This window comes from Pseudonocardia sp. MH-G8, assembly GCF_002262885.1.
GTDB lineage: Bacteria > Actinomycetota > Actinomycetes > Mycobacteriales > Pseudonocardiaceae > Pseudonocardia.
Window position 1 is genome coordinate 72,010 of the sequence record NZ_NKYF01000030.1, and the last position, 22,147, is coordinate 94,156.

General features: G+C 69.7%; 20 protein-coding genes. 14 read left to right on the plus strand and 6 right to left on the minus strand.

From position 1 onward, the window contains the following. Position 1: 1 nt before the first annotated feature. The 3 genes from CFP66_RS39370 to CFP66_RS39380 are packed head-to-tail and all read right to left on the minus strand — an operon-like array spanning position 2 to position 2,627. Positions 2-886, minus strand: coding sequence for an NAD(P)-dependent oxidoreductase (locus CFP66_RS39370; protein WP_198961983.1), 885 nt, complete (start codon positions 884-886; stop codon positions 2-4). After that, entirely contained in the window at positions 883-1,278 is a 396-nt protein-coding gene (locus CFP66_RS39375; protein ID WP_094930468.1) for a carboxymuconolactone decarboxylase family protein, read from the minus strand. Before CFP66_RS39375 ends, CFP66_RS39370 begins: the two co-directional genes overlap by 4 nt. Beyond that, positions 1,275-2,627 (minus strand): MFS transporter, encoded by a 1,353-nt coding sequence (locus tag CFP66_RS39380; RefSeq protein WP_094930469.1) that lies wholly within the window; start codon positions 2,625-2,627, stop codon positions 1,275-1,277. The genes CFP66_RS39375 and CFP66_RS39380 overlap by 4 nt, the downstream gene beginning before the upstream one ends. Before the next feature lie 203 nt (positions 2,628-2,830). Between CFP66_RS39380 and CFP66_RS39385 the strand changes: the two genes are divergently transcribed. From CFP66_RS39385 to CFP66_RS39440, 11 genes are all read left to right on the plus strand, one after another. Then, positions 2,831-3,817 (plus strand): helix-turn-helix domain-containing protein, encoded by a 987-nt coding sequence (locus CFP66_RS39385; protein WP_158228395.1) that lies wholly within the window; start codon positions 2,831-2,833, stop codon positions 3,815-3,817. A gap of 339 nt (positions 3,818-4,156) precedes the next feature. After that, positions 4,157-5,035 carry an IclR family transcriptional regulator gene (locus CFP66_RS39395; RefSeq protein WP_094930471.1) on the plus strand — a complete coding sequence of 293 codons (879 nt, stop codon included), beginning with the start codon at positions 4,157-4,159 and terminating at the stop codon, positions 5,033-5,035. Then, positions 5,035-6,018: an ABC transporter permease gene (locus tag CFP66_RS39400; protein ID WP_094930472.1), complete on the plus strand. Its 984-nt coding sequence runs from the start codon at positions 5,035-5,037 to the stop codon at positions 6,016-6,018. The genes CFP66_RS39395 and CFP66_RS39400 overlap by 1 nt, the downstream gene beginning before the upstream one ends. After that, positions 6,015-6,935 (plus strand): ABC transporter permease, encoded by a 921-nt coding sequence (locus CFP66_RS39405; RefSeq protein WP_094930473.1) that lies wholly within the window; start codon positions 6,015-6,017, stop codon positions 6,933-6,935. Before CFP66_RS39400 ends, CFP66_RS39405 begins: the two co-directional genes overlap by 4 nt. Continuing rightward, positions 6,932-7,819, plus strand: coding sequence for an ABC transporter ATP-binding protein (locus CFP66_RS39410; RefSeq protein WP_158228396.1), 888 nt, complete (start codon positions 6,932-6,934; stop codon positions 7,817-7,819). Before CFP66_RS39405 ends, CFP66_RS39410 begins: the two co-directional genes overlap by 4 nt. Next, positions 7,809-8,585, plus strand: coding sequence for an ABC transporter ATP-binding protein (locus CFP66_RS39415; RefSeq protein ID WP_094930475.1), 777 nt, complete (start codon positions 7,809-7,811; stop codon positions 8,583-8,585). The genes CFP66_RS39410 and CFP66_RS39415 overlap by 11 nt, the downstream gene beginning before the upstream one ends. Before the next feature lie 66 nt (positions 8,586-8,651). Next, positions 8,652-10,235, plus strand: a complete 1,584-nt coding sequence (locus CFP66_RS39420) for an ABC transporter substrate-binding protein (RefSeq protein WP_158228397.1) — start codon at positions 8,652-8,654, stop codon at positions 10,233-10,235. 50 nt (positions 10,236-10,285) lie between these two features. Continuing rightward, positions 10,286-11,884 carry an ABC transporter substrate-binding protein gene (locus CFP66_RS39425; RefSeq protein ID WP_158228398.1) on the plus strand — a complete coding sequence of 533 codons (1,599 nt, stop codon included), beginning with the start codon at positions 10,286-10,288 and terminating at the stop codon, positions 11,882-11,884. A 58-nt stretch (positions 11,885-11,942) separates the two neighbouring features. Further along, positions 11,943-12,866 carry an amidohydrolase gene (locus CFP66_RS39430; protein ID WP_094930478.1) on the plus strand — a complete coding sequence of 308 codons (924 nt, stop codon included), beginning with the start codon at positions 11,943-11,945 and terminating at the stop codon, positions 12,864-12,866. A gap of 12 nt (positions 12,867-12,878) precedes the next feature. Then, the gene (locus CFP66_RS39435; RefSeq protein ID WP_094930479.1) at positions 12,879-14,021 is read left to right on the plus strand and encodes a sialidase family protein; all 1,143 of its coding nucleotides are present in this window, start codon (positions 12,879-12,881) and stop codon (positions 14,019-14,021) included. A gap of 18 nt (positions 14,022-14,039) precedes the next feature. Next, positions 14,040-16,022, plus strand: a complete 1,983-nt coding sequence (locus tag CFP66_RS39440) for a nuclear transport factor 2 family protein (protein ID WP_094930480.1) — start codon at positions 14,040-14,042, stop codon at positions 16,020-16,022. Here the strand turns inward: CFP66_RS39440 and CFP66_RS39445 are convergent. The 3 genes from CFP66_RS39445 to CFP66_RS39455 all read right to left on the minus strand — a co-directional run bounded on the left by CFP66_RS39445 (position 16,007) and on the right by CFP66_RS39455 (position 20,045). After that, positions 16,007-17,392, minus strand: coding sequence for an Nramp family divalent metal transporter (locus CFP66_RS39445; protein WP_369805265.1), 1,386 nt, complete (start codon positions 17,390-17,392; stop codon positions 16,007-16,009). The two genes, CFP66_RS39440 and CFP66_RS39445, sit on opposite strands and share 16 nt — an antisense overlap. A gap of 135 nt (positions 17,393-17,527) precedes the next feature. Further along, positions 17,528-18,532 (minus strand): isopenicillin N synthase family oxygenase, encoded by a 1,005-nt coding sequence (locus CFP66_RS39450; RefSeq protein ID WP_094930482.1) that lies wholly within the window; start codon positions 18,530-18,532, stop codon positions 17,528-17,530. A gap of 61 nt (positions 18,533-18,593) precedes the next feature. Continuing rightward, positions 18,594-20,045, minus strand: coding sequence for an MFS transporter (locus tag CFP66_RS39455; protein ID WP_094930483.1), 1,452 nt, complete (start codon positions 20,043-20,045; stop codon positions 18,594-18,596). 117 nt (positions 20,046-20,162) lie between these two features. On the opposite strand from CFP66_RS39455, the gene CFP66_RS39460 reads away from it, so the two are divergent. The 3 genes from CFP66_RS39460 to CFP66_RS39470 are packed head-to-tail and all read left to right on the plus strand — an operon-like array spanning position 20,163 to position 22,138. Then, entirely contained in the window at positions 20,163-20,879 is a 717-nt protein-coding gene (locus tag CFP66_RS39460; protein WP_198961984.1) for a TetR/AcrR family transcriptional regulator C-terminal domain-containing protein, read from the plus strand. 33 nt (positions 20,880-20,912) lie between these two features. Beyond that, on the plus strand, positions 20,913-21,278 hold the full coding sequence (locus CFP66_RS39465; RefSeq protein ID WP_094930485.1) for a nuclear transport factor 2 family protein: 366 nt from the start codon (positions 20,913-20,915) through the stop codon (positions 21,276-21,278). Beyond that, positions 21,275-22,138, plus strand: coding sequence for an SDR family NAD(P)-dependent oxidoreductase (locus CFP66_RS39470; RefSeq protein ID WP_233160080.1), 864 nt, complete (start codon positions 21,275-21,277; stop codon positions 22,136-22,138). The genes CFP66_RS39465 and CFP66_RS39470 overlap by 4 nt, the downstream gene beginning before the upstream one ends. Positions 22,139-22,147: the final 9 nt, after the last annotated feature.

The following is a 22,147-nucleotide window of genomic DNA, read 5'->3' on the forward strand; positions in this document are numbered from 1 at the left end:
ATCAGGAGCCCCCGAGCGAGGACCAGTACTGCACGGCGCGGGTGTGGTCGACGTCGCCCAGATGCTCGAGCGCCTCGTGCAGCGCGCCGTGCACCCGCTCCCCCGCACCGGCCGCGGTCGCGGTTCCCCGCAGCAGGTCCACGGCGATGCCCACGTCCTTCGTCATGAGCGGCAGAGAGAACCCCGAGGCGTACCGGCCGCCGACGACGTGCTCACCGAGCACCTCACTGCTGACGAAGCTGCGTCCGGTGGAGGTGTTGAGCACCTCGACGAGGACCGCCGGGTCCAGCCCGAACCGCTCCGCCGCGACGAGCGCCTCGCCGCACGCCACGAAGGTGGACGCCGCCACGAAGTTGTTGAGCGCCTTCACCGCGTGCCCGGTGCCGAGCCCGCCGGTGCGGTGGGTGCGGGCGCTCATCGCGTCGACCACGGGTTGCGCGCGCTCGGCGGCCGCCGGGTCGTCCGCACCCATCATGATCGACAAGCTGCCGGCGACGGCCCCGGGCACGCCACCGGAGACCGGGGCGTCGACGAGCGCCACACCGTGCTCGGACAGCCGGGCGCCGAGCGCCACCGTGTCCTGGGGCGCCGAGGAGCTCATGTCGACGACCACGGCACCGGCCGGGAGGTGCTGCGGCACCCCGCCCGCCCACTCCAGCAGCGCCTTCGCCACGATCGCCGACGTCGGCAGCATGGTCACGACCACACCGCACCCGGCCAGGTCCGCGGGCGAGCGCGCGACCCGCCCTCCCGTCTCGGCCGCGAGCCGCTGCTCGACCTCGGCCGCCTCGTCGCGCACCACGAGGGAGTACCCGGCGGCAGCGACATTGCGCGCCATCGGGGAGCCCATCCGCCCGAGCCCGATGAAGCCGACCTCCTGCGTCACGCCTGCCCTCCCACCGTCGTCCGCTCGTCCACCGCGGCCCGCGCGGCCCGGATGCCGTCGACGGCCGCCGGGATCCCGCAGTAGACCGAGGCGTGCAGCATGAGCTCGCGCAGCTCCTCGGGCGTGACGCCGTTCGACAACGCCCCGCGCAGGTGGATGCCGACCTCGTGCGAGCGGTTCGTGGCGACCAGCATCGCGACCGTCACGAGGCTGCGCGTCCTGGCGTCCAGGCCGGCACGCTGCCAGATGTCGCCGAAGACGTGGCGGGTGACGAGGTCCTGCAGCTTGTCGTCCCACTCGTCGGTCGAGTCGACCTGCTCGTCGGCGCCGGCGAGGCCGAACATGTCGCGGCGCAGCTGCAGACCGAGGTCGTACTGCTCGTCGTGGATCATCGGGTGGTGGCTCCTTCGGGGTTCGACTCTTCGTTGCTGGCAGGGGTGTCGAAGCTGGACGGGATGCGCCGCAGGGCCAGCACCGCGGCGCTGGAGAGGGCGGCGAAGCCGATCATGAACACGCTCACCGAGTAGACCGTTCCCGTCCACCCCTGCAGCGCGGTGGCGACGAGCGGCGCGATGCCACCCGAGAGCGCTGCGCCGAGGGCGTAGGACAGGGAGGCGCCGCTGGTGCGCACCTCGGCCGGGAAGAGCTCGGCGAACAGCGCCGCCTGCGGCCCGTAGGTCGCCGCGAGGCCGAGGGTGAGCACCACGACGGCGACGACCACGAGCGACGCCTCCCCGGTCCGCAACAGCGCGAAGAAGGGGAAGGCCCAGACCGCGATGATCCCGTAGCCCGTCAGGTAGACCGCGTGCCGGCCGATCCGGTCCGACCACGCGGCGAAACCGATCATGGCCGCGAACCAGCTGACGCAGCCCACGAGCAGCACCGCGAGCATGAAGCCCCGCGACAGGCCCAAGGTGCCGGTGCCGTAGGACGGCAGGAAGGCGAGGAACAGGTAGCCGACGGCGTTGTTGCCGACGAACGACGCGATGGCCAGGGCGATCCGCCCGGGGTAGCGACGCACGACGTCGACCACCGGCAGCCGTGCCGTGCGCTCCGCGGCCCGCACGCTGCGGAACGACGGGCTCTCCTCGACAGCGCGGCGGATCACGAACCCGATGACGACCATGACCACACTCAGCAGGAACGGGACCCGCCAGCCCCAACTCTCGAACGCGTCCTGCGGCATCACCGCCACCAGCAGGAGCATCACCGAGTTGGCGAGGAACATCCCGGCCGGGGTGCCCAGCTGCACGAAGTTGCCGAAGACCCCGCGCCGACCTGCGGGAGCGTGCTCGACGGCCATCAGCGCGGCGCCGCCCCACTCACCGCCCGCGGAGAGCCCCTGCAGCAACCGCAGCGCGACCAGCAGCACCGGCGCCCAGACGCCGATCTGGGCGTAGGTCGGCAGCAGCCCGATCAGGGTCGTGGCCGCGCCCATCGCGCTGAGCGTGAGGACCATGACCTGCTTGCGGCCGACGCGGTCGCCGAGGTGGCCTGCGAGCACACCACCCAGCGGGCGCGCGACGAACCCGATCGCGAAGGTCGCGAAGGCCGCCAGCGTGGCGGTGTAGGGGTCCATCTCGGTGAAGAAGAGCCGCCCGATCACGAGTGCCGAGGCCACGCTGTAGACGTGGTAGTCGTACCACTCGATGCTCGTGCCGACCGCGCTGGCGAGCGCCACCTTGCGGTGCATGCGGGAACTGGGCGCCGGAACGACGGGTTCGCCGGTGTGACTGGCCATCCTTCTCCTTTGAACGGGCACCCGCATCGTTGTCGGGCACCGCCTCGGACGACGCCCAGACGGTACGAGCCGGTCGTCACGGCAGGCTTGGACGTGCGCGACTCAGACCGGTCGATCCGCGACGCCGCCGCCCGCGGACCCCACAGCGCGACACGCGGGGATGCGACGATGCCGGGAACGGACGCCGCGGAGGGAGCGGGACGGTGCAGGATGACGGTCGGGAGCTCGAGACCACCGCTGCGCTCGCGCCGGCCACCGTCGTCGCCGGCAACCTCGAGGAGTGGCGGGGCGCGGTGCACGCCGACCACCTGCCGGTCGTGGTCGACGTGCCGGGCGGAGGCGCGTTCTCGGGAACCCTCACCGCGCGCCGGTTCGACGAACTGGTGGTGCGCGAGTTCGAGGCGCGCCCGCACGTCGTCGCGCAGACCTCGCCACTGCTCACGGACGAGGGCTGCTACAAGTTCGGCGTTCAGCTCGACGGCTACAGCTTGTTCTGCCAGGACGGGCGCGAGGCCGCACTGACCCCCGGCGACCTGGCCTTCTGCGATGCCACGCGGCCGTACGAGCTCGTGTTCCGGGAGACCTTCCGGATGCTCACCGTGATGTTCCCGAAGGCGTGGTTCTCGTTCGGGCCGGACACGATGGCGCACTTCACCGCGACGCGGTTCTCCGGCCGCCAGGGTGCGGGACCGCTCGTCGCGAAGACATTGTGGGACGTCGTGCACCACGCGGCGGACCCGCACGGCCGGCAGGCGCAGCGCGAGGTCGCCCGCACCGTGGTCGGCCTGTTGTCCGGTTACGTCGGCGCCCACTGCGCCGACGAGATCGCCACGCTGACGGCACCGGAGACCCTGTTCTCCCGGGCGACCGAGTTCATCGCCACGCACCTCGCGGACCCGCAGCTCACCCCCGCCGCCGTCGCCCGCTCCCAGCACGTCTCGCTACGCCTGCTGCAACGCGAGTTCGCCGCGCGTTCGACGTCCGTCGCCGGCTGGATCCGCGAGCAGCGGCTCACCCGCTGCCGCCGCGACCTCGAACGCTCCGACGCCCGTGTCCCGGTCGGCGAGGTCGGCGCCCGATGGGGGCTCATCGACGCCGGGACGTTCTCCAAGGCCTTCAAGGCCGCATACGGCGCCAGCCCCCGGGAGTACCGCCTCGTCCACCGGGCCACTGCGCAGCACACCGCCTGACGGCTACCGCTCTCACCGCACGAGCCTCTGGTGCGGCTCGCCATGGGTGCTGTCGCGAAGATCAGCACTTTCCGCCATCTGGAAACCGTCGGGCCGATCAATTGCGTTCGCATCCAGCACTGGACCGTTCACGATACGAGTTCGCGCGAATGGCGGCGATCTCGAACGGCGGCGACGAGACGGGAGAAACCTGGCGAACACGCGTCCTACCTGCACGTACACCGAGACTGACTGATGCGCAGCTCCTCCTCTTGACGACGTCCTCGCGCGTCGTTACCGTTCATATTACGCACGGCAAGGTCACGAAGTGAACGGTCGAAGAGACGTCACGGAGATGCGATGCGCGGCGAGGCCAAGGCGGATCCCGTCCACCGTGACGGCGAGCTCCCCCCGGTTGCGGAGGTGGACAGAGGTCCGATCCAGTCGATCGAACGCGCGGCGATGGTGCTCTCCCTCTTCGATCGGGACACGCACGCGCTCACCGCAGCGATCGTCTCGGAGCGGCTCGGGCTCAACCGGACGACGGCCCATCGCTATCTCCAGGCACTGCAGTCGTCCGGGTTCCTCGCGGGCGGTTACGGCCCCGGGCCGCTGCTGGACCAGCTCGCCGCCTTCATCTCCGGCCGGCACCGGGTCCTGTCGCTCGCACCGGGAATCATGCGCCACCTGTCCGACCGCACCGAGCTCACGGTCGTACTCAGCTTCCTCGGGCGTACGGGGGCCGTCGTCACGCTCGTCGAAGAGGCGTCGGCCGGCACGGTGGTGCTCACCGTGCGCGTGGGAACCGTCCTCGAACTGAAGGCCGCCCAGACTCGCGTCCTGCTGGCCTTCCAGTCCGACCCCTCGGTCGTGGCCGGGATGCACGCGGGGTTCGACACCGAGGAGGCACTGCGCGAGCGCGCCGCACTCGCGACGGTGCGCCGGGATCGACTCGCCTGGGCCGACCTCGGGCGCGTCGGGCTCGCGTCGGTCGCGGCGCCGATCTTCGGAGGGGGCGACGTCGAGGCAGCGATGGCATTGATCGGGACGACGTCCACCCTCTCACCGCGGGAGGGGCCGGGAGCGCCGGTGGAGTCGCTCCAGCGGGCTGCGGAGAAGCTCAGCTCGTTGATGCCCCCTCAGGCGACGAGCGCCGTCGGGCGACACGTCCCTCGCGTCGACCGGCACCGGGGCGACGGCCTCGGTGAGACCACGCACGAGAGCGCGAGGAGGCGCTGATGAAGGCCCGGCTCCTGCATCACGGCAGCGTGCTGTTGTCGTCGTTCATCCTGTTCATCGTCGTCATCACGGTGCTGTTCTTCCTGCTCGAGCTCGCACCCGGCGATCCGGTCCAGGCGCTCGTCGGCGACGTGCCGCTCACCGAGGAGTTCCGTGACCGGCTGACCGCGGCCTACGGCCTCGACGAGCCGACGTGGGAGCGCTATCTGATCTACCTCGGCAACGTGCTCACGGGGAACCTCGGTTACTCGTTCGCCACGAACGCCGAGCCGGTCCTGGACATCATCCTCAGCCGTGCGGGCAACACCCTCGCCCTCGCGGTGCCCTCCTTCCTGCTCTCCGCCGCGGGCGGCATCGTGCTGGGATCGATCGCGGCGCGCACGCGGAAGCGCTGGCTCGACGGCGGCATCTCGGGCGTCTCCGTCGGACTGTTCTCCATCCCGAACTTCTGGTTCGGCATGCTGCTGATCATCGTTTTCTCGATCATGCTCGATTGGCTGCCGACGGGGGGAAAGAGCCCGTACGGGCAGCCGGGCATCGCCTGGGAGCACATGGTGCTGCCGGTCATCACGATGGCCACCAGCGAGCTCGCGTACAAGGCGCGCATCATGCGTTCGTCGATGATCGAGTCGCTCGGCCAGGACTTCATCGACACGGCCCGCTCCAAGGGCCTGTCGTCGCGGCGGATCCTGTGGCACCACGCCCTGCCGAACGCGCTGCTCCCGATGGTGACGGTCTCGGGTTACAGCCTGGGCTTCATCCTGGCCGGCTCCGTGCTCGTCGAGCGGGTGTTCGGCTGGCCGGGAATGGGGCTGCTGCTCGTCGACGCCATCGAACGGAAGAACAACATGGTCGTGCTCGGCATCACGATCGTGCTCACCTTCACGATCATCATCATCAACATCGTCACCGATGTGGTCTACGGGATCGTCGATCCGCGGCTGCGCGCCCAGTTCGCGCCGAAGAACGAGGTGACGCGATGACCCAGCAGATGTCGCCGGAGCCCCTCACGGCGAACACGACCTCCCCCGCGCCGGCGGCACATCCCGTGCCGGAGCGTCCCCGTGACGGGCAGAGCGCGGCCTGGCGCGCGTTCCTCCGCCGGCCCTCGACCCTGCTGTTCCTCCCACTCCTGATCCTCTTCGTGCTCGTCGCGGCGTTCGGTCCGCTCCTCGTCGGCGATCCGGTGGCGACCGCCTTCCCGAAGCTCCTCCCGCCCAGCGGGGAGCACCTGCTCGGAACCGACATGCTCGGCCGCGACTACCTCGCGCGCGTCGTCCACGGTGGACGGATCTCGCTGGCGGTCGGCTTCAGCGTCGCGGTCCTGTGCATGACGTTCGGGCTGGTCGTCGGCGGGCTGGCGGGGTACTACGGCGGCTGGATCGACACCGTCATGGTGAAGGTCGCGGAGTTCTTCCAGGTGCTTCCCGGTCTCGTGCTCGCGTTGGTCGCCGCCGCGCTGCTCGGCTCGAACATCGCCATCATCGTCGCCATCCTGGCGATCACGATGTGGCCGGGCGTCGGCCGCATCGTCCGCGCCGAGGCGATGCGCATCTCCAAGCTCGGTTACGTCGAGTCGCAGCGGGCGGCCGGCTTCCACGGCGTGCGCATCCTCTGGTCCGACGTGATCCCGAACGCCATGCCGCCCGTGCTCGTGGCCACCACGATGACCGTGGGACGCGCGATCCTGATCGAATCCGGTCTGGCGTACATCGGGATCGGCGACCCCGGCAACCCGAGCTGGGGATCGCTGCTGAACGCCGCGCAGTCCTACATGAGGGACGGCTGGTGGCTCGCCCTCATCCCCGGAACCTGCATCTTCCTCGTCGTGCTCGCCGTCAACATGCTCGGCGACGCCCTGAACGACGCGTTCAACCCGACGATCGGGAGGGTGAAGTGAGCGGTTCGCGAGAGGACGCACCGCTGCTGTCGGTGGAAGGGCTCCACGTCGCCCTCCCGACGGGTGAGCGCAGCGAGGTCGACGCGGTCCGCGGCGTGGATCTCGTGATCGGGGACGGTGAACGGGTCGGTGTCGTCGGGGAGTCCGGGTCGGGCAAGTCCGTCACGGGACGAGCGATCGCCGGGCTGCTGCCGACCTCTCCGCGGGTACGGGTGCACGGATCGATCCGCTTCGCGGGCACGGAGATGGTCGGTGCGCCGCCCGCGGCCTGGGACGAGATCCGGCGCAAGCGCGTGAGCATGATCTTCCAGGACCCGTTGACCTTCCTCAACCCGACGATGCGGGTGGGCAGGCAGGTCGCGGAATCCATCCCGGCGGGCCGGGAACGGGGAAACGTTGCTCGCACGCAGGCGGTGCACCGGTTCCTCGAGCAGGCAGGGCTGGAGCAGGCCGACGCGATCGCCGCCAAGTTCCCCCACGAACTGAGCGGTGGGATGCGCCAGCGCGTGCTGATCGCGATCGCGATCGCGAAGCTCCCCCGTCTGATCATCGCCGACGAGCCGACGACGGCACTCGACGCGACCGTCCAGCAGCGCGTGCTGCGCACCCTCGACGCCACGGTCTCCGAGCTGGGCACCTCGCTGATGCTGATCTCGCACGACCTCGCCGTCGTCGCCGGGATGACGGATCGCGTCTACGTCATGTACGGCGGACGCATCCTCGAGGAGGGGCGCACCGAGCGGGTGCTGCAGGAGCCACGACACCCCTACACCCAGGCGCTGCTGCGCAGCGTCCGCAGCCTGACCGACGACGGCGTGGAGCTCTACTCGATGCCGCCCGAGTTGCGGCGTGCACTCGCCGCGGAGGTCACCGATGCTCCTTGAGGCCAAGAACGTCTCGAAGACCTTCCGGTCGCGACGGGGCACCGAACCCGTGCACGCCGTCCGCAACGCCACCCTGCGCGCCCGACCGGGCGAGTTCGTGGCGATCGTGGGCGAGAGCGGGAGCGGCAAGAGCACGCTGGCCCGCATCCTGCTCGACCTGATCCCGGCCGGCTCCGGCAGCGTCGAACTGGACGGGGTACCGATCTCGGCGATGACCAGGACCCAACGGGTGGAGTACCGGCGTCGCGTGCAGGCGGTGCTGCAGGACCCCGCCGGCTCGTTGAACCCGCGCAAGCGCGTGGAGCAGACCATCGGCGAGGTGATCCGGTTGCACCGGATCGCGACGACCCGCTCGCAGGTCCGTGACAAGGTCCGCGAGGTGCTGGGGCTGGTCGGCATGAACCCCGCTGAGGACTTCCTCGACCGGTTCCCCCACGCACTCAGCGGTGGTCAGCGCCAACGTGTGCTCGTGGCGCGAGCCATCGCCCTGAACCCCAAGATCATCGTCGCTGACGAGGCGGTGTCGGCCCTCGACGCGTCGGTGAAGGCCGGGGTCCTCCGGGTCATGGCAGACCTGAAGGACCGTCTCGGCGTCGGTTACGTGTTCATCACCCACGACCTCCCGGTCGTGCGGAAGGTCGCCGACCACGTCTACGTCATGCGCTCGGGCGAGATCGTCGAGGAGGGGCCGAAGGAGGCCGTCTTCGCCGAACCGTCGCATCCCTACACCCGGGCCCTGCTGGCAGCCGCACCGGTTCTGCGGTAGGCGCCCGGACGTGTGCGGAACTCGTGCAAAGGAGCAGGAGACCATGCGGATGAGAAGGCCATGCGGATGACGAGGACGAGACGCGGCGGGATGCTCGCCGCCCTGATGGCGAGCCTGCTCGTGGCGAGCGCGTGTTCCGGGGGCGGTGGCACGCAATCCGACCGCCCCTACGTGTACGCGGTCAACGGTGACCCGATGAGCGTCGGGCTGAACGCGCAGTTCGTCGGCGGCACGTACCCGATCCTGTTCAGCTCGCAGATCATGGATCCCCTGATCTTCCTTTCCGACGACTACGAGCTCTCGCCCGGGCTGGCCGAGAGGTGGGAGGTGAGCGCGGACGGACTGGACCTGACACTGCACCTGCGCAGCGGCGTGACCTGGCACGACGGCGAACCGTTCACCGCCGAGGACGTGAAGTTCAACTTCGAGGAGATCGTCCCGATCCAAACCTACGGTGCACTGCTCGCAGAACGCATCGAATCGGTCGAGATCACCGACCCCACCACCGTGGCCGTCCACCTCACCACGCCGTTCGGGCCACTGCTCGAAACCGTCGCCTCGCAGTTCATGCTGCCCAAACACATCTACGAAGGCACCGACTACGTCACCAACCAGGCGAACAAGGAACCGATCGGGACCGGCCCGATGATGTTCGACTCCTACACCTCCGGCCAGGAGGTCGTGCTCACCAGGAACCCGGACTACTGGGGCGAGGTCTCCCAGGTGGACCGCGCCGTGTACACGGTCATGCAGGATCCCAACACCCGGGCCGAAGCGCTGCTCGCCGGGGAGATCGACGGAGCCGTGCTGGATCCGTCGCAGCAGGACCGGGTGTCGGCGAACGAGAACACCCAGCTGCTCGATCACGGCATGTTCCCGCAGATGATCACCATGATGTTCAACTCGCAGAACGAGTACCTCGCCGACCCGGCCGTTCGCGCCGCGCTGTACTCGGTCTTCGATCGCGATGCCTTCGCGGAGACGGCGATGTCCGGGATCGGCACACCCGCCACGGGGTTCGTCCCGCCCGAGATCGAGTGGGCGGTCAACCCCGAGGTCGACTTCGACGAGGACTTCCCGCGTGATCTCGACGCGATCAACCGGACGCTCGACGAGGCCGGCTTCGCGCGGGGCCCCGACGGCACGAGGTTCACCCTGCGCATCCTCTACATCTTCACGCTGACCGAGGTCGTCAAGACGGTGGAGATGGCGCAGTCGATGCTCGAGGAGGTCGGGATCGCCACCGAGATCAAGGGCACGGGCGGCGCCGAGTACAGCCAGCGGATCTACGCCGACGCCGACTTCGACCTCGCCTTCGTGCGCTCCAGCATCGGGCCCGACCCGAGCCTGGGCATCTCGACCTGGTACGAGTGCAACGAGGAGCGGGCCACCGGGTCCAACCCCACCGGCGTCTGCGATCCGGAGATCGACGCCGCCGCGGCCGCCGCGCTCGACACCGGCGACCGGGCCGAGCGGGCCGAGGCGCTCAAGCGGATGCAGGCACGGGCGGAAGAGCTGATGTTCTACGTGCCGCTCGCGTGGTTCAACGGCGCGTTCCCGACGATCAGCAACGTGCGCTGGCAGGGGCAGGACGCACCGCGGGTGATGGCGGAGCGGGTGCCCTGGTCGGCGATGACACCGGCCGGATGAGCGTTCAGGCCGCGGACCGAAATCCCGCAAAGAGGCAGGAGCCGGCGCGAATGAACACGGCGCGAATGAACAGGACAGGACGTGGTCGATCGCTCGCCGCCCTCGTGGTGGGCGTGTGCGTGCTGAGCGCGTGCTCCGGGGGCGGTGGCACGCAGGCCGACCGCCCCTACGTGTACGCGGTCGGCGGCGATCCGATGACCTTGGGGTTGAACGCGCAGTTCGTGAGCGCTCCGATCTCGTTGCTGTTCAGCGCGCAGATCATGGATCCCCTGATCGCCCTTTCCGACGACTACGAGCTCTCGCCCGGGCTGGCCGAGAGGTGGGAGGTGAGCGCGGACGGACTCGATCTGACACTGCACCTGCGCAGCGGCGTGACCTGGCACGACGGCGAACCGTTCACCGCCGAGGACGTGAAGTTCAACTTCGAGGAGATCGTCCCGATCCAAACCTACGGTGCACTGCTCGCAGAACGCATCGAATCGGTCGAGATCACCGACCCCACCACCGTGACGGTCCACCTCACCACGCCGTTCGGGCCACTGCTCGAAACCGTCGCCTCGCAGTTCATGCTGCCCAAACACATCTACGAAGGCACCGACTACGTCACCAACCAGGCGAACAAGGAACCGATCGGGACCGGCCCGATGATGTTCGACTCCTACACCTCCGGCCAGGAGGTCGTGCTCACCAGGAACCCGGACTACTGGGGCGGCGAGGTGCAGGTGCAACGCGGGGTCTTCACGGTCATCCCCGACGCGAACGCCCGTGCGGAGGCGCTGCTCGCCGGCGAGATCGACGAGGCGCTCCTGGATCCGTCGCAGCACGCCCGGGTGTCGGCGAACGAGAACACCCGGCTGCTCGAGCACGGGATCTTCCCGCAGTCGGTGGTGGCGATGTTCAACACGCAGACGCCTCAACTGTCCGATCCCGCCGTGCGCGCTGCGATCTTCGCGGCGCTCGATCGCGACGCGATCGTGGAGAACGCGTTGACCGGGCTCGGGACACCCGCGAACGGGTTCGTCCCACCCGAGATCGACTGGGCGGTCAACCCCGAGGTCGACTTCGACCAGGACTACCCGCGCGATCTCGACGCGATCAACCGGACCCTCGACGAGGCCGGCTTCGAGCGGGGGCCGGACGGCACGCGGTTCGCCCTGAAGGTTCTGTACATCACCCCGCTGACCGAGGTCGGCAAGACGGTGGAGATGGCGCAGTCGATGCTCGGCGAGATCGGGATCGCCGTCGAGATCGTCGGGACGTCGGGGGCGGTGTTCAACGAGACGGTGTACCCCGAGAGCGACTTCGACCTCGCCTTCCTGCGGACGAGCCTCGGGCCCGACCCGAGCCTCGGCATCGCACGCTGGTACGAGTGCAACGAGGAGAAGGCGACCGCGCAGAACCCCTCCGGCGTCTGCGACCCGGAGATCGACGCCGCCATCGCCGCCGCGCTCGACACGAGCGACCGGGCGGAACGTGGTGAGGCGCTGAAACGGATGCAGGCACGGGCGGCGGAGTTGATGTACTTCGCGCCGCTCGCGTGGTTCGACGGCGCTTACACCACGATCAGCACCGCCCGCTGGCAGGGACAGGACGGGGCGCAGGCACCGCCGGAGCGCCGGGCCTGGATGACGATGACTCCGGCGGAGTGACGAACCGACGATCGGCGCCATCCGGTCGCCGTCCCGGCACGCGGACGAAAGCGGGAACATGGATCTGCCACTCTTCGACACCCACGCGCACCTGATCTCCGACGACTGGGACACCTACCGCCCCACGCCCCTGCGTGCCGACCTCCCGACGCCGCGGCAACCCGACTTCACCGTGACCGTCGAGGCGCTGATCGCGATGATGGACGAGCAGGGCGTCACCGACGCGTGCCTGGTCCAACGCGGGCACCTCTACGGGTACGACAACCGCTACATCCTCGACTCGGCGCGGAGGTTCCCCGGCCGGCTGCACCCGGTGGTGATCCTCGACCCGCAGGATCCCGACACCCCCGACCGCTATCGCCGGATGGTGGCCGACGATCACGTGCGTGGCTTCCGGATGGCCCATACGCGGCCGTGGATCCTGGACACCGCATGGCTCAGTTCGCCGCAGGCGATGGAGGTCTGGAAGGCGTGCGCGGATCTCGCCACGCCGATGACGCTGATCCTGTTCACGAAGCAGCTCCCGTACCTGCTGCCACTCATCAAGATCATCGCAAGGCGGTTCCCGGAGCTGCCGATTCTGCTCGACCACGGCGGGATGCCGTTCGGGATGACCCAGTACGAGGTCCGGCTCGCCGGGGAAGCGGGTGAGGAGGTGGTGCTCCCCGGCCCGCCGCATTTCGGGATCGACTCCACGATCGGGATCTTCGAGGACGTGCCGAACGTGCACTTCAAGCTCACCGAGATCAACATGGAGCGGCTGGACGCGGAGGACGTCCGGCCGGCGCACCTCGTGCGGCGGATGGTCGACAGCTTCGGTCCCGACCGCGTCGTGTGGGGATCCGACGTCGGCCAGAGCATGCTCTGGGACTACGCCGGGAAGGCCGCCATGGCGCGTGCCGCCACCGACTTCCTGACCGATGAGGAAGCGCGCCGGTTGCTCCACGACAACGCCGCCCGCATCTATTCGACCGCCGGCTGAGAGGTGAGGACGATGCGGAGGTTCGGCCGGCCGGGAGCCGCGAAGGACGCACAGCACACGGTCGTCCACCGACGTGCCGGGCAGTTCTGCGCCTGGCCCTACACGATGGGTTTCTGGGAGACCGCGTCGGGCGGGTTGGTCGCCAACTTCATGTCCCTGGACGCCGACTACGACAACCCGGCCGGGATCAGCCACGACCGGCTCGGAGAACGCGGCGGCCGCGGGAGCCGGCTGGTCACGATCCGGTCGGCCGACCGCGGGCGCACCTGGGCCGATCCCGAGTTCGACGTCTACCCGCGGCCGACGGCGGACGGTCCCGGAGATATGGCGCGCTGGGGCCCGTTCGACTTCCTGGACCGCGACGTCCTGGTGAGCAACAGCAGCACCGATTTCGGCAAGCCCGAGAGCCGCTCCTTCGTCCGCGTCTCGACGGATGCGGGCCACAGCTGGACTCCGGCCGCCGAACTGCCGCTGGACGGGCTGCACTCGCTGTCGGCGATCAACTCGGCGCTGGTGCGCCCCGACGGCCGCTGCCTGCTGTTCCTGATCCAGGTCAGCGAGGACGGGTGGAACCGCAGGCCGCTGGTCTACGCCAGCACCGACGACGGCACGAGGTTCCATTTCCTGTCCTTCATCACGCCGAAGCACGACCCCTTCGCGGCGGCCGAGGGGGACTGGAAGAGCACCTATCGGTTCGGCGGTCACCGCTGGTTCTATCCCCGTGGGGTGATGGTGGCGGGCGGCCGCATCCTGTGCACGCTGCGGTGTCAGCGCGACCCCACCGGCGTGATGTGGACAGAGCTGTTCTCCAGCGACGACGGCGGCCTGACCTGGGAGTTCCTCTCGCGGGTGAATGACTACGGGGCCCCGGGCAGCCTGGTCGCCATGGAGGACGGGCGGCTGGTCGTCGTCTACGGGTACCGGCTGCCGCCCTACGGCATCCGCGCCGTGGTGAGCGAGGACGACGGCAGGAGCTGGGGTCCCGAGATCATCGTCCGGGACGACGGTGGGAGCTGGGATCTGGGATATCCCAACGCCTTCGAGGCCGAGCCGGGCCGGATCGGCACGATCTACTACTTCAACAGTCGAGACGACGCCGTCCAGGCCGACGGCGGGGTGCGCCATATCGCGCACAGCAGCTTTGTGCCGGAGTGAGCGGGAGGGGGAGCACGGATGAACGCGCCGGAGCAGTGCGCCATCGACGCCCTCGCGCGCGACGTCGCGCGGGTCGAGTCGCTTCGCGCTGTGAAGAACCTACAGCGCAGCTACGCCCAGCACGGCCAGTTCGGGCGGTGGTCCGCGATGGCCGCGCTGTTCGCCGACGACGCCACGGTGCGCTGGGGCGACGAGACCGTGACCGGACGGGAGGCGATCGGGGCATGGCTCGCGGCCCGTGCGGGCGCGATGAACGGCCGCGCACCGGGCTCCCTCCACACCGAGATCATCGATGAGCCGCTCGCGAACCTCTCGGTCGACGGGCGCACGGCCCAGGTCCGGTGGATGGCCATGCGCTTCCTCGGCGACGGCAGGGGTACGGCGCGCATCGACGGGGGGATCTACGAGAACGACTACGTCCTGGAGGACGGACACTGGCGCATCGCGCAGCTGCGGTACCACCCCCGGTTCGAGGGCGACGACCGCGACGGCTGGACCAACGTCGACGGTCAGGATCTGCCGGTGGTGGCGAAGCACTTCACCGCCGACGAGACGGGGATGCCGATCCCCCCAGCGGTCGGCGATCCGCCGCGCAGCGCCGCGACCGTCGAGGACCTCGCGGCCAGGATCGGCCGGCTGAACGACGAGGACGCGGTCCGCAACCTGCAGAACGCCTACGGCTACTACGTCGATCGCAGGATGTGGAGCGACGTGGTCGACCTCTTCGTCGAGGACGCGGTCGTCACGATCACGGGTGTGGGCGAGTACGCAGGGCGGGCGGGCGTACGTCACGCGGTGGAGACGATGGGGCCCGAAGGCCTGTCCCCCGGCCACCTCAACGATCGCCCGAGCTTCGACGTCATCGTGGAGGTGCTGCCCGGCGGGCGGGAAGCCCGCAGCAGCGGCATCGAGCTGGGTCTGCTGGGCGATGCGACCGCGCGGGAGGGTTCCTGGGAGTTCTCCGCGTTCCACAACCGCTTCGTCAAGGAGGACGGGCTGTGGAAGCTGAAGGGGACGACGCTCACACCGTTGCTGCGCGCCGACTACTTCGAGGGGTGGGCGGACGGTGGGATCGCGCTGCCCGGCCGGGCGTCTCCCGACGCGGCACCCGCCGGGGATGCTCCGCTCGACGAACCACCCCCTGACCGACCCCACCCCACCCCGCTCGACCTGGCCGATCTCACGCGCCGGCTCGCGCGCTCGCAGGCCTACGACGGCGTCGAGAACGTCTCCTCCGCGTACGGCTACTACCTCGACGACTTCCAGTGGGACGACATGGCGGCGATCTTCGCCGTCGACGGCCACAAGCAGTCGCCGTTCGCGGGCTACTACGTGGGCCGCGACCGGATCATCGGCGCGGCCGAGGCGAACTGGGGCCCGACCCCCGAACGCCGTCGCGCGATCTCGTTCCACTGGCGCACCCAGCCCGTGATCCACGTGTCACCGGACGGCCGGTCGGCGAACCTGCGCACCCGGCTGTTCCAGCCGCGCACCTCGATCGACCCGGCCGGCACGCCCAAGGGCTTCTACATGGGCGGCCTGCACGCCGGGATGTACCCCAACGACCAGGCGGTGCTCGAGGACGGCGTCTGGCGGCTGTGGAGCGTGACCATCGACGAGCACTACTTCTCGTCGCACGACTGGAGGGGCGGCTGGGCGTCCGCGGTGGCGCGACCGGAGGGAGAGCCACTCCCGCCACCGAGTCGCCTGCTGGGTACGTACCCGCCCGACGTCGCGCTGACCGACCTGGGCCGCCGCCAGGAGGGGTTCCGCGGCGGTACGGGGACGCCCCTCCAGTGGCCCGCCATCCTGCCGATGTGGTTCCACTACCGGAACCCGGTGAGCGGTCGTGTCCCGCAGCGCTTCTGGCCCGACTGCGTGTTGTGCGAGCGGTTGCCCGAGGCCCGCATGACCGAGCACGGCTACCAGCAGCCGCCGGCCGGTCCCGAGCGTGACGGCGTGGAGCTGCGGGGCGGCGCCGGCGGTCAGCCGGCCAGCTGACCGACCGTCTGGCTGATGGCCAGCGACCCGAACAGGACCAAGGACATCACGAGTACCACGGTGACCGGTTTGCTGTTGCGAAGCTCGGGTGAGACCCGCCGTCGGCCGAGCAGGATGAGGAAGGCCACCACGAGCAGGGGCAGGAAGAAGGCCCCTGAAATCGCGTAGGCCAGCACGAGCTGAACCGGGCGACCGGCGAACATGATGACCAACGGAGCGAGCACCTGGAAAGCCAGGACCGCGGTGAAGAAGGGGCGCTTCGGCGCGATGTACTCGTCCGCCTGATCATCCGGTATCCGCCGCACCACCCGGATGCAGTCCGCCAGCATGTAGCAGAACCCGTTGAAGCCTCCGACGATGGACGAGAACACCACTACGAAGAAGGTGACGAAGAAGGTGACCCTGACGAACTGCCCGAACAGTTCCTGCAGGGGAGCGCCCAACGCCTCGAGCTCGGCGTTGCCGGAAATCGTCAGTCCGGTGCCGAACACCAGGGCGGTGCCCACGGTGCTGAGCGAGAGCACGAACACCAGGATGGCCGCATAGCTCACCGCAGCGTCTTTCCGCATCCTCGTGAGGTACGCGATGTCGGTCCACCCCTTGTCGCGCACCCAGTAGGCGTAGATCGCGATCGTTGCGGAACCGCCGATGCCGCCGATCATCGCCAGGGCGGCCGGGAAGGAACCACCCGGTATCGATATCGTCAACGTCTCGACGATGGTGGCCGGCTCCTCCATCGCACCGGCCGCGAAGATCGCGATCACAACGACACCGAGGAACATCACGACCGAGAAGCCGACCATGTACTTCTCGAAGAAGTCGTACTTGCCGACGTACACGATCGCTCCCGAGATCAGGATGATCGCGATGGTCGTCGGCACAGCGGGCAACCCGGGAATCATCATCTCGAGGGCCAGCGCTGCAACTGATCCGAGACCGGCTCCGTACAGCGTCGTCATGGCCACCACGGCGACCAGGAACAACCACGCGAAGCCGATGTGGATGGAGGCGATCTTGGCCATCAGCGTTGTCGGGCTGCTGAGCTGGAGACGACCGCTGGCCTCGGTGAGCACGTACTTGATGACCACGCCGACTACCGCGATCCACACCAGGCCCATGCCGAAGGACCCCGCGCCCTCGAGCGTGCTGACCAGGTCGCCCGCACCGACGCTCGTGGCCGCGAGAGCGAGCCCGGGGCCGAAGAGGGCGACCTTCTGCCACCACGTTGCCTGGGTCGTACCCACGTTCGCTCCCCCACGTCCGACTCGGCCACCGCCTCGGTGCACCGTCCGGACATCTCGAGGCCGAGGATCCGCGCGCGGGCCATCTCGTGCCCGCGCCGTTGCCGCTACTGTCCACTGAGCGGACACTTGACCGGATGGCGGAACGGATCGTTGCAGAGCATCCGTGACCCGTCAAGGAGCCGTGCAGTCACCAGAGGACCCGTGCCGACGGAGCGCGCTCTGTGCGCCGGCCGGGAAGCGCGGCCTGGAGCGCACCACGGACTACGGCGCCGGGGCGAAGAGCTTCTGCATCTTCGTCGCGATCCACTGTCCTGCCGTCTCGCTCGGGTTCTGCGCGTCGTCCGGGGAGGTGAGCGACCGCACGGGGCCGGCCGGGGCGTCGTGGTTGGGCTGGTAGAAGAACGGGACGGACAGGCGGGAGGAGGTGTCCCCGCCCTCCGGGTTGACCACGCGGTGCAGGGTCGACACCCAGCGTCCACCACTCCAGCGGGCCATCAGGTCGCCGATGTTGACCACGAAGCTGCCCGGGACGGCCGGCACGTCGCGCCACTCACCCGTGTCGGTGCGGACCTGCAGGCCGGTGAGGTCGTCCTCCTGGTAGAGAACGGTCAGGGCGCCGAAGTCGGTGTGCGGCCCCCTGCGCAGCTGGCCGGGAAGGGGCGACTCGATCTGCGGGAAGTAGTAGTTGGCGGTGAGCGACGACAGGTGCCGGTCGAACCGGTCGTCGAAGAAGTCCTCGCCGAGCTCCAGCGCGAGGGCGAACAGGCGCATGAGGTCGGCGGACAGCTCCGTCATGACCGACATGTACTCGTGCCACGTGGTGGTGAAGTCGGTCGGGGCGCTCGGCCAGGCGTTGGCCAGCTTCCACGGTGCCCGGTAGTCGCCCAGCCCGGTTCGCTCGCGCGCGCTCAGCTCGCCCGTGACGTGCACGCCGAAGGCCTCGCACAGGTCGGGCGGCGTCTTCTGGTCGAGGCTCTGGGCGGTCGTCCCGCCGGAACGTCGGAAACCGGATACGTCCGGTCCGCTCGCCACTGCCGCCTTCTCCGCATCGGGAAGTCGGAAGAACGCGTTCGTCGTCGTGTACAGCCGCTCGACCAACGGTCGAGGCACCCCGTGCCCGACGATCGTGAAGAATCCCGAGCGCGCACAAGCCTCACCGATCGCTGCGGCGAGGACGGCGCGCCCGTGCGCACTGCGCCGATCGGACAGGTCGATCACCGGCACGAAGCCGCTGACGATGCCGGCGGTTTCCCGTTCCTGGTCCATCAACTTCTCTTCCCTCTCCTCGAACTCGGGATTGCGATGTCTGGCCGTCCTCGGCCACGGATCACCGATGCGCAACGTGTGATTCGGCGGTTCCGTCCGGTGCTCGTGGCGTGCGCAGCGGGATCAGCGCCGCGGCGATGCATGCCGTTGCGGCGAGGACCCCGAAGGCCACGGTCAGCGCGGTGGCGTAGCCGTGGACCGTCGCCGCGGTCTCCGTGATCTCCTGCTCCACGAGACGCGACGCGGCAGCGCTCGCGGCGACCGTGTTGAACAGGGCGGTGCCCAGCGCTGCCCCGAGCTGCTGTGCGGCGTTGTAGGTCGCGGCTGCGGCACCGATGTCGTGCGGTCGCAGGTGCGCGGTCGCCAGGCCTGCGGTCGGCGACAGCACGCATCCGAGGCCGAGGCCGGTGAGGACCAGGGCGGGTGTCAGGTAGAGGGCCAGGACCTCCCCGCTCTGCGGCGTCAAGCGGGTCACGATGAGCAGCCCCGCCGCGGCCGAGAGCAGCCCCGCCACGATCACCACACCCGGTGCGACCCGACCGTGCAGCTTTCCCGCGATGAAGGTCGACCCGATCAACGCGGCCACCGCGTTGATGATCAGTGTCATCCCGGCCTGCACCGGCGAGTAGCCGAGGACCGTCTGCGTGTAGTAGCTCATGAACAGGAAGAACCCGAACATGGCCACGAACATCAGCGTGACCGCTGCGAACGCACCCGCGCGGCCGCGATGGCGCAGTACCCGCATCGGCAGCAGCGGGTGGCGCACGCGCACCTCTGCGGCGACGAACGCACCCAGCAGCAGCACTCCGACGGCCAGTAGCGCCACCACCACCGGCGAGCCCCACCCGAGCGACTCGGCCTGGTTGACGGCGTAGACCACGGCGACGAAGGCCGCGGCGCTGAGCACCGCGCCCGGGAGGTCGAGTCGCCCCGCCCCGGCCGCGGGCCGGTCCCGCGGGACGACCGTGGTGCCGAGCAGCGCGAACAGCGCGACCGGGACGTTGATGAACAGGCACCACCGCCAGCTCGCGTACTCGGTGAGCAGGCCGCCCGCCACCAGCCCGACTGCCGATCCGGCGGCCCCGACCGCTGTGAACACCCCGAATGCCCGGCCGCGTTCACGCCCCTCGCTGAAGGCGGTGGTCAACAACGACAGCCCGGCGGGCGCGAGGATCGCGGCGAACGCGCCTTGCAACGCGCGCGTCGCGAACAGCATGCCCGGGCCCGTCGCAGCCCCGGCGAGCGCCGACGCGGCGGCGAACCCGGCAAGACCGATCATGAACGTGCGCCGGTGACCGAGGACGCTGCTGATCCGCCCGCCGATCAGCAGCAAGCCGCCGAAGGCCAGCGCGTACGCGGTGACGACCCAGTGCCGGCTCGAGTCGGACATGCTCAGCGCCTGCTGCGCCGACGGAAGCGCGATGTTCACGATCGTCCCGTCCAGAACCACCAGCAACTGCGCCGCGCTCACCACCGGCAACGTCCACCACCGTCGCGAGGCGTCCTCCACCATGTTCTCCCCGTCTCGCTACCGTCGTTCGGCTCCCTCTAACGTCGTTAGGGGCAGCGATCACCGTACTACACTCGCCGGGGCGGTCCGGCCGGTCGGAGTGGGTGAGGTGTGACGAACGTGGCGAGCGATCAGGTCCCCGATGACGGGGTGCGCAGTGTCTGGCTGCGCCCGCGCCCCACCAAGAGGGGTGCGCCACCGCTGACGCTCGACCGCATCGTCGGAGCCGCCGTCGAACTGCTCGACGAGGAAGGGATCGAGCGGCTCACCATGCGGCGGCTCGCCGAGCGGCTCGGAGTGGTCGCGCCCTCGCTGTACTGGCACGTCGAGACCAAGGACGACGTGCTCGACCTCGCCGTCGACGAGATCTTCGGGGATGTTCCCCCCGGAACAGGATCCGCGGCCTCGTGGCGGGACGACGTCACCGCCGTGCTGACGGCGTGGCGCGCCGCGATGCTGCGCCACCCGTGGGCCTCCGCCCTGCCGGCCCGGCGCCGACCGACGATCGGCCCGAACTTCCTGACCTGGATGGAGATCCTGCAAGCGACGCTCGCGCGCGCGGGGTTCCACGGAAGCAGCCGTTCCGCGGCGACGTGGGCGCTGTACAACCACGTCATGGGCTCGGCCGCATCCCAGTCGACGCTGCAGATCTCCGCCGAGGAGCGCCGAGTCGGCCAGCAGCAGCTCCGCGCCCAGAACGACCGCTACCCGACGCTCGCCGGCGGCGGTTACCTCTACGACGACGATTGGGACCGCGCCTTCGCCTGCGGGATGGACTACCTGCTCGACGGGCTCCAGGTGCAGCTCGACCGGACCCGGGAGTCTTCGGCCCCTTGACCCTCTCCCCGGGGGAGACCGGAGCGTGGGGGCATGACAGTCGATGGAACCGAGGCCACCAGGACCTCGTGGGACGAACTACCGACCGCGATCACCACGTACCTCACCGCGCACCAGGCCCATGACACGGCCACGGCGATCACGACGTTCACGCAGGACGCCGTCGTGATTGACGAGGGGCGCACCTACCGCGGACGGGACGAGATCCGGACCTGGATGGGAAGGGCGGCCGGGGAGTACACCTTCACCACCGAGTTCACCGGTGCCACCACGATCGACGAGACGCAGGTCGACGTGCTCCAGCACCTGGAGGGGAACTTCCCCGGTGGAGTGGCCGATCTGCACTTCCGGTTCACCTCGTCAGGTCCCGCGATCAGCCGGCTGGTGATCGAACCGTGAGCGGACCCGGTCACGGGACGAGGACCTGGTTCATCACCGGCGGCACTCCCGGCGGGTTCGGCATGGCCTTCGCCGAGGCCGCGCTCGACCTCGGCGACCAGGTGGTACTCACCGCGCGGCGGCCCGCCGAGCTGGACACGTGGGCACAAGCGCACGGCGACCGCGTACTCGTGGTGCCGCTCGACGTCACCGATGCCGCACAGGTGCAGAAGGCGGTCCGGATGGCCGAGGAGCGCTACGGCGGCATCGACGTCCTGGTCAACAACGCGGGGCGGGGGTGGTACGGATCGATCGAGGGCACGGCCGAGGCCGATGTGCGCGGGATCTTCGAGCTGAACCTGTTCGCCGCGCTCTCGGTCGTCCGCGCCGCGTTACCCGGCATGCGCGCCCGGGGCAGCGGGTGGGTCGTCAGCATGTCGTCGGTGGCAGGACTGCGCGGTGTGACCGGGTTCGGCTACTACAGCGCCACCAAGTTCGCCCTCGAGGCGGTCACCGAGGTGCTCCGCGAGGAGGTGGCGCCGTTGGGGATCCGCGTGCTGGCGGTCGAGCCCGGGGCCTTCCGCACCCGTGCCTATGCCGGCTTCGCCGACGAACCCGTGCAGGAATCCATCGCCGAGTACCGGCCGATGCTGGAGGACGTCCGCGCCGCGATGGTGGATCAGGACGGGCAGCAGCCCGGCGACCCTCAGCGCGGAGCCCTCGCGGTGATCGCCGCCATGCGCCAGGATCCGCCTCCCCGGCGGCTCGTCCTCGGCAGCGACGGGTTCGACGTGGTCGTCGCGACCCTGGAGGGCATGCTCGCCGACATCCGCGCGGGCGAATCGCTCTCCCGCGGGGCCGACTTCCCCGCCGACTCCTGACCGCGCTGT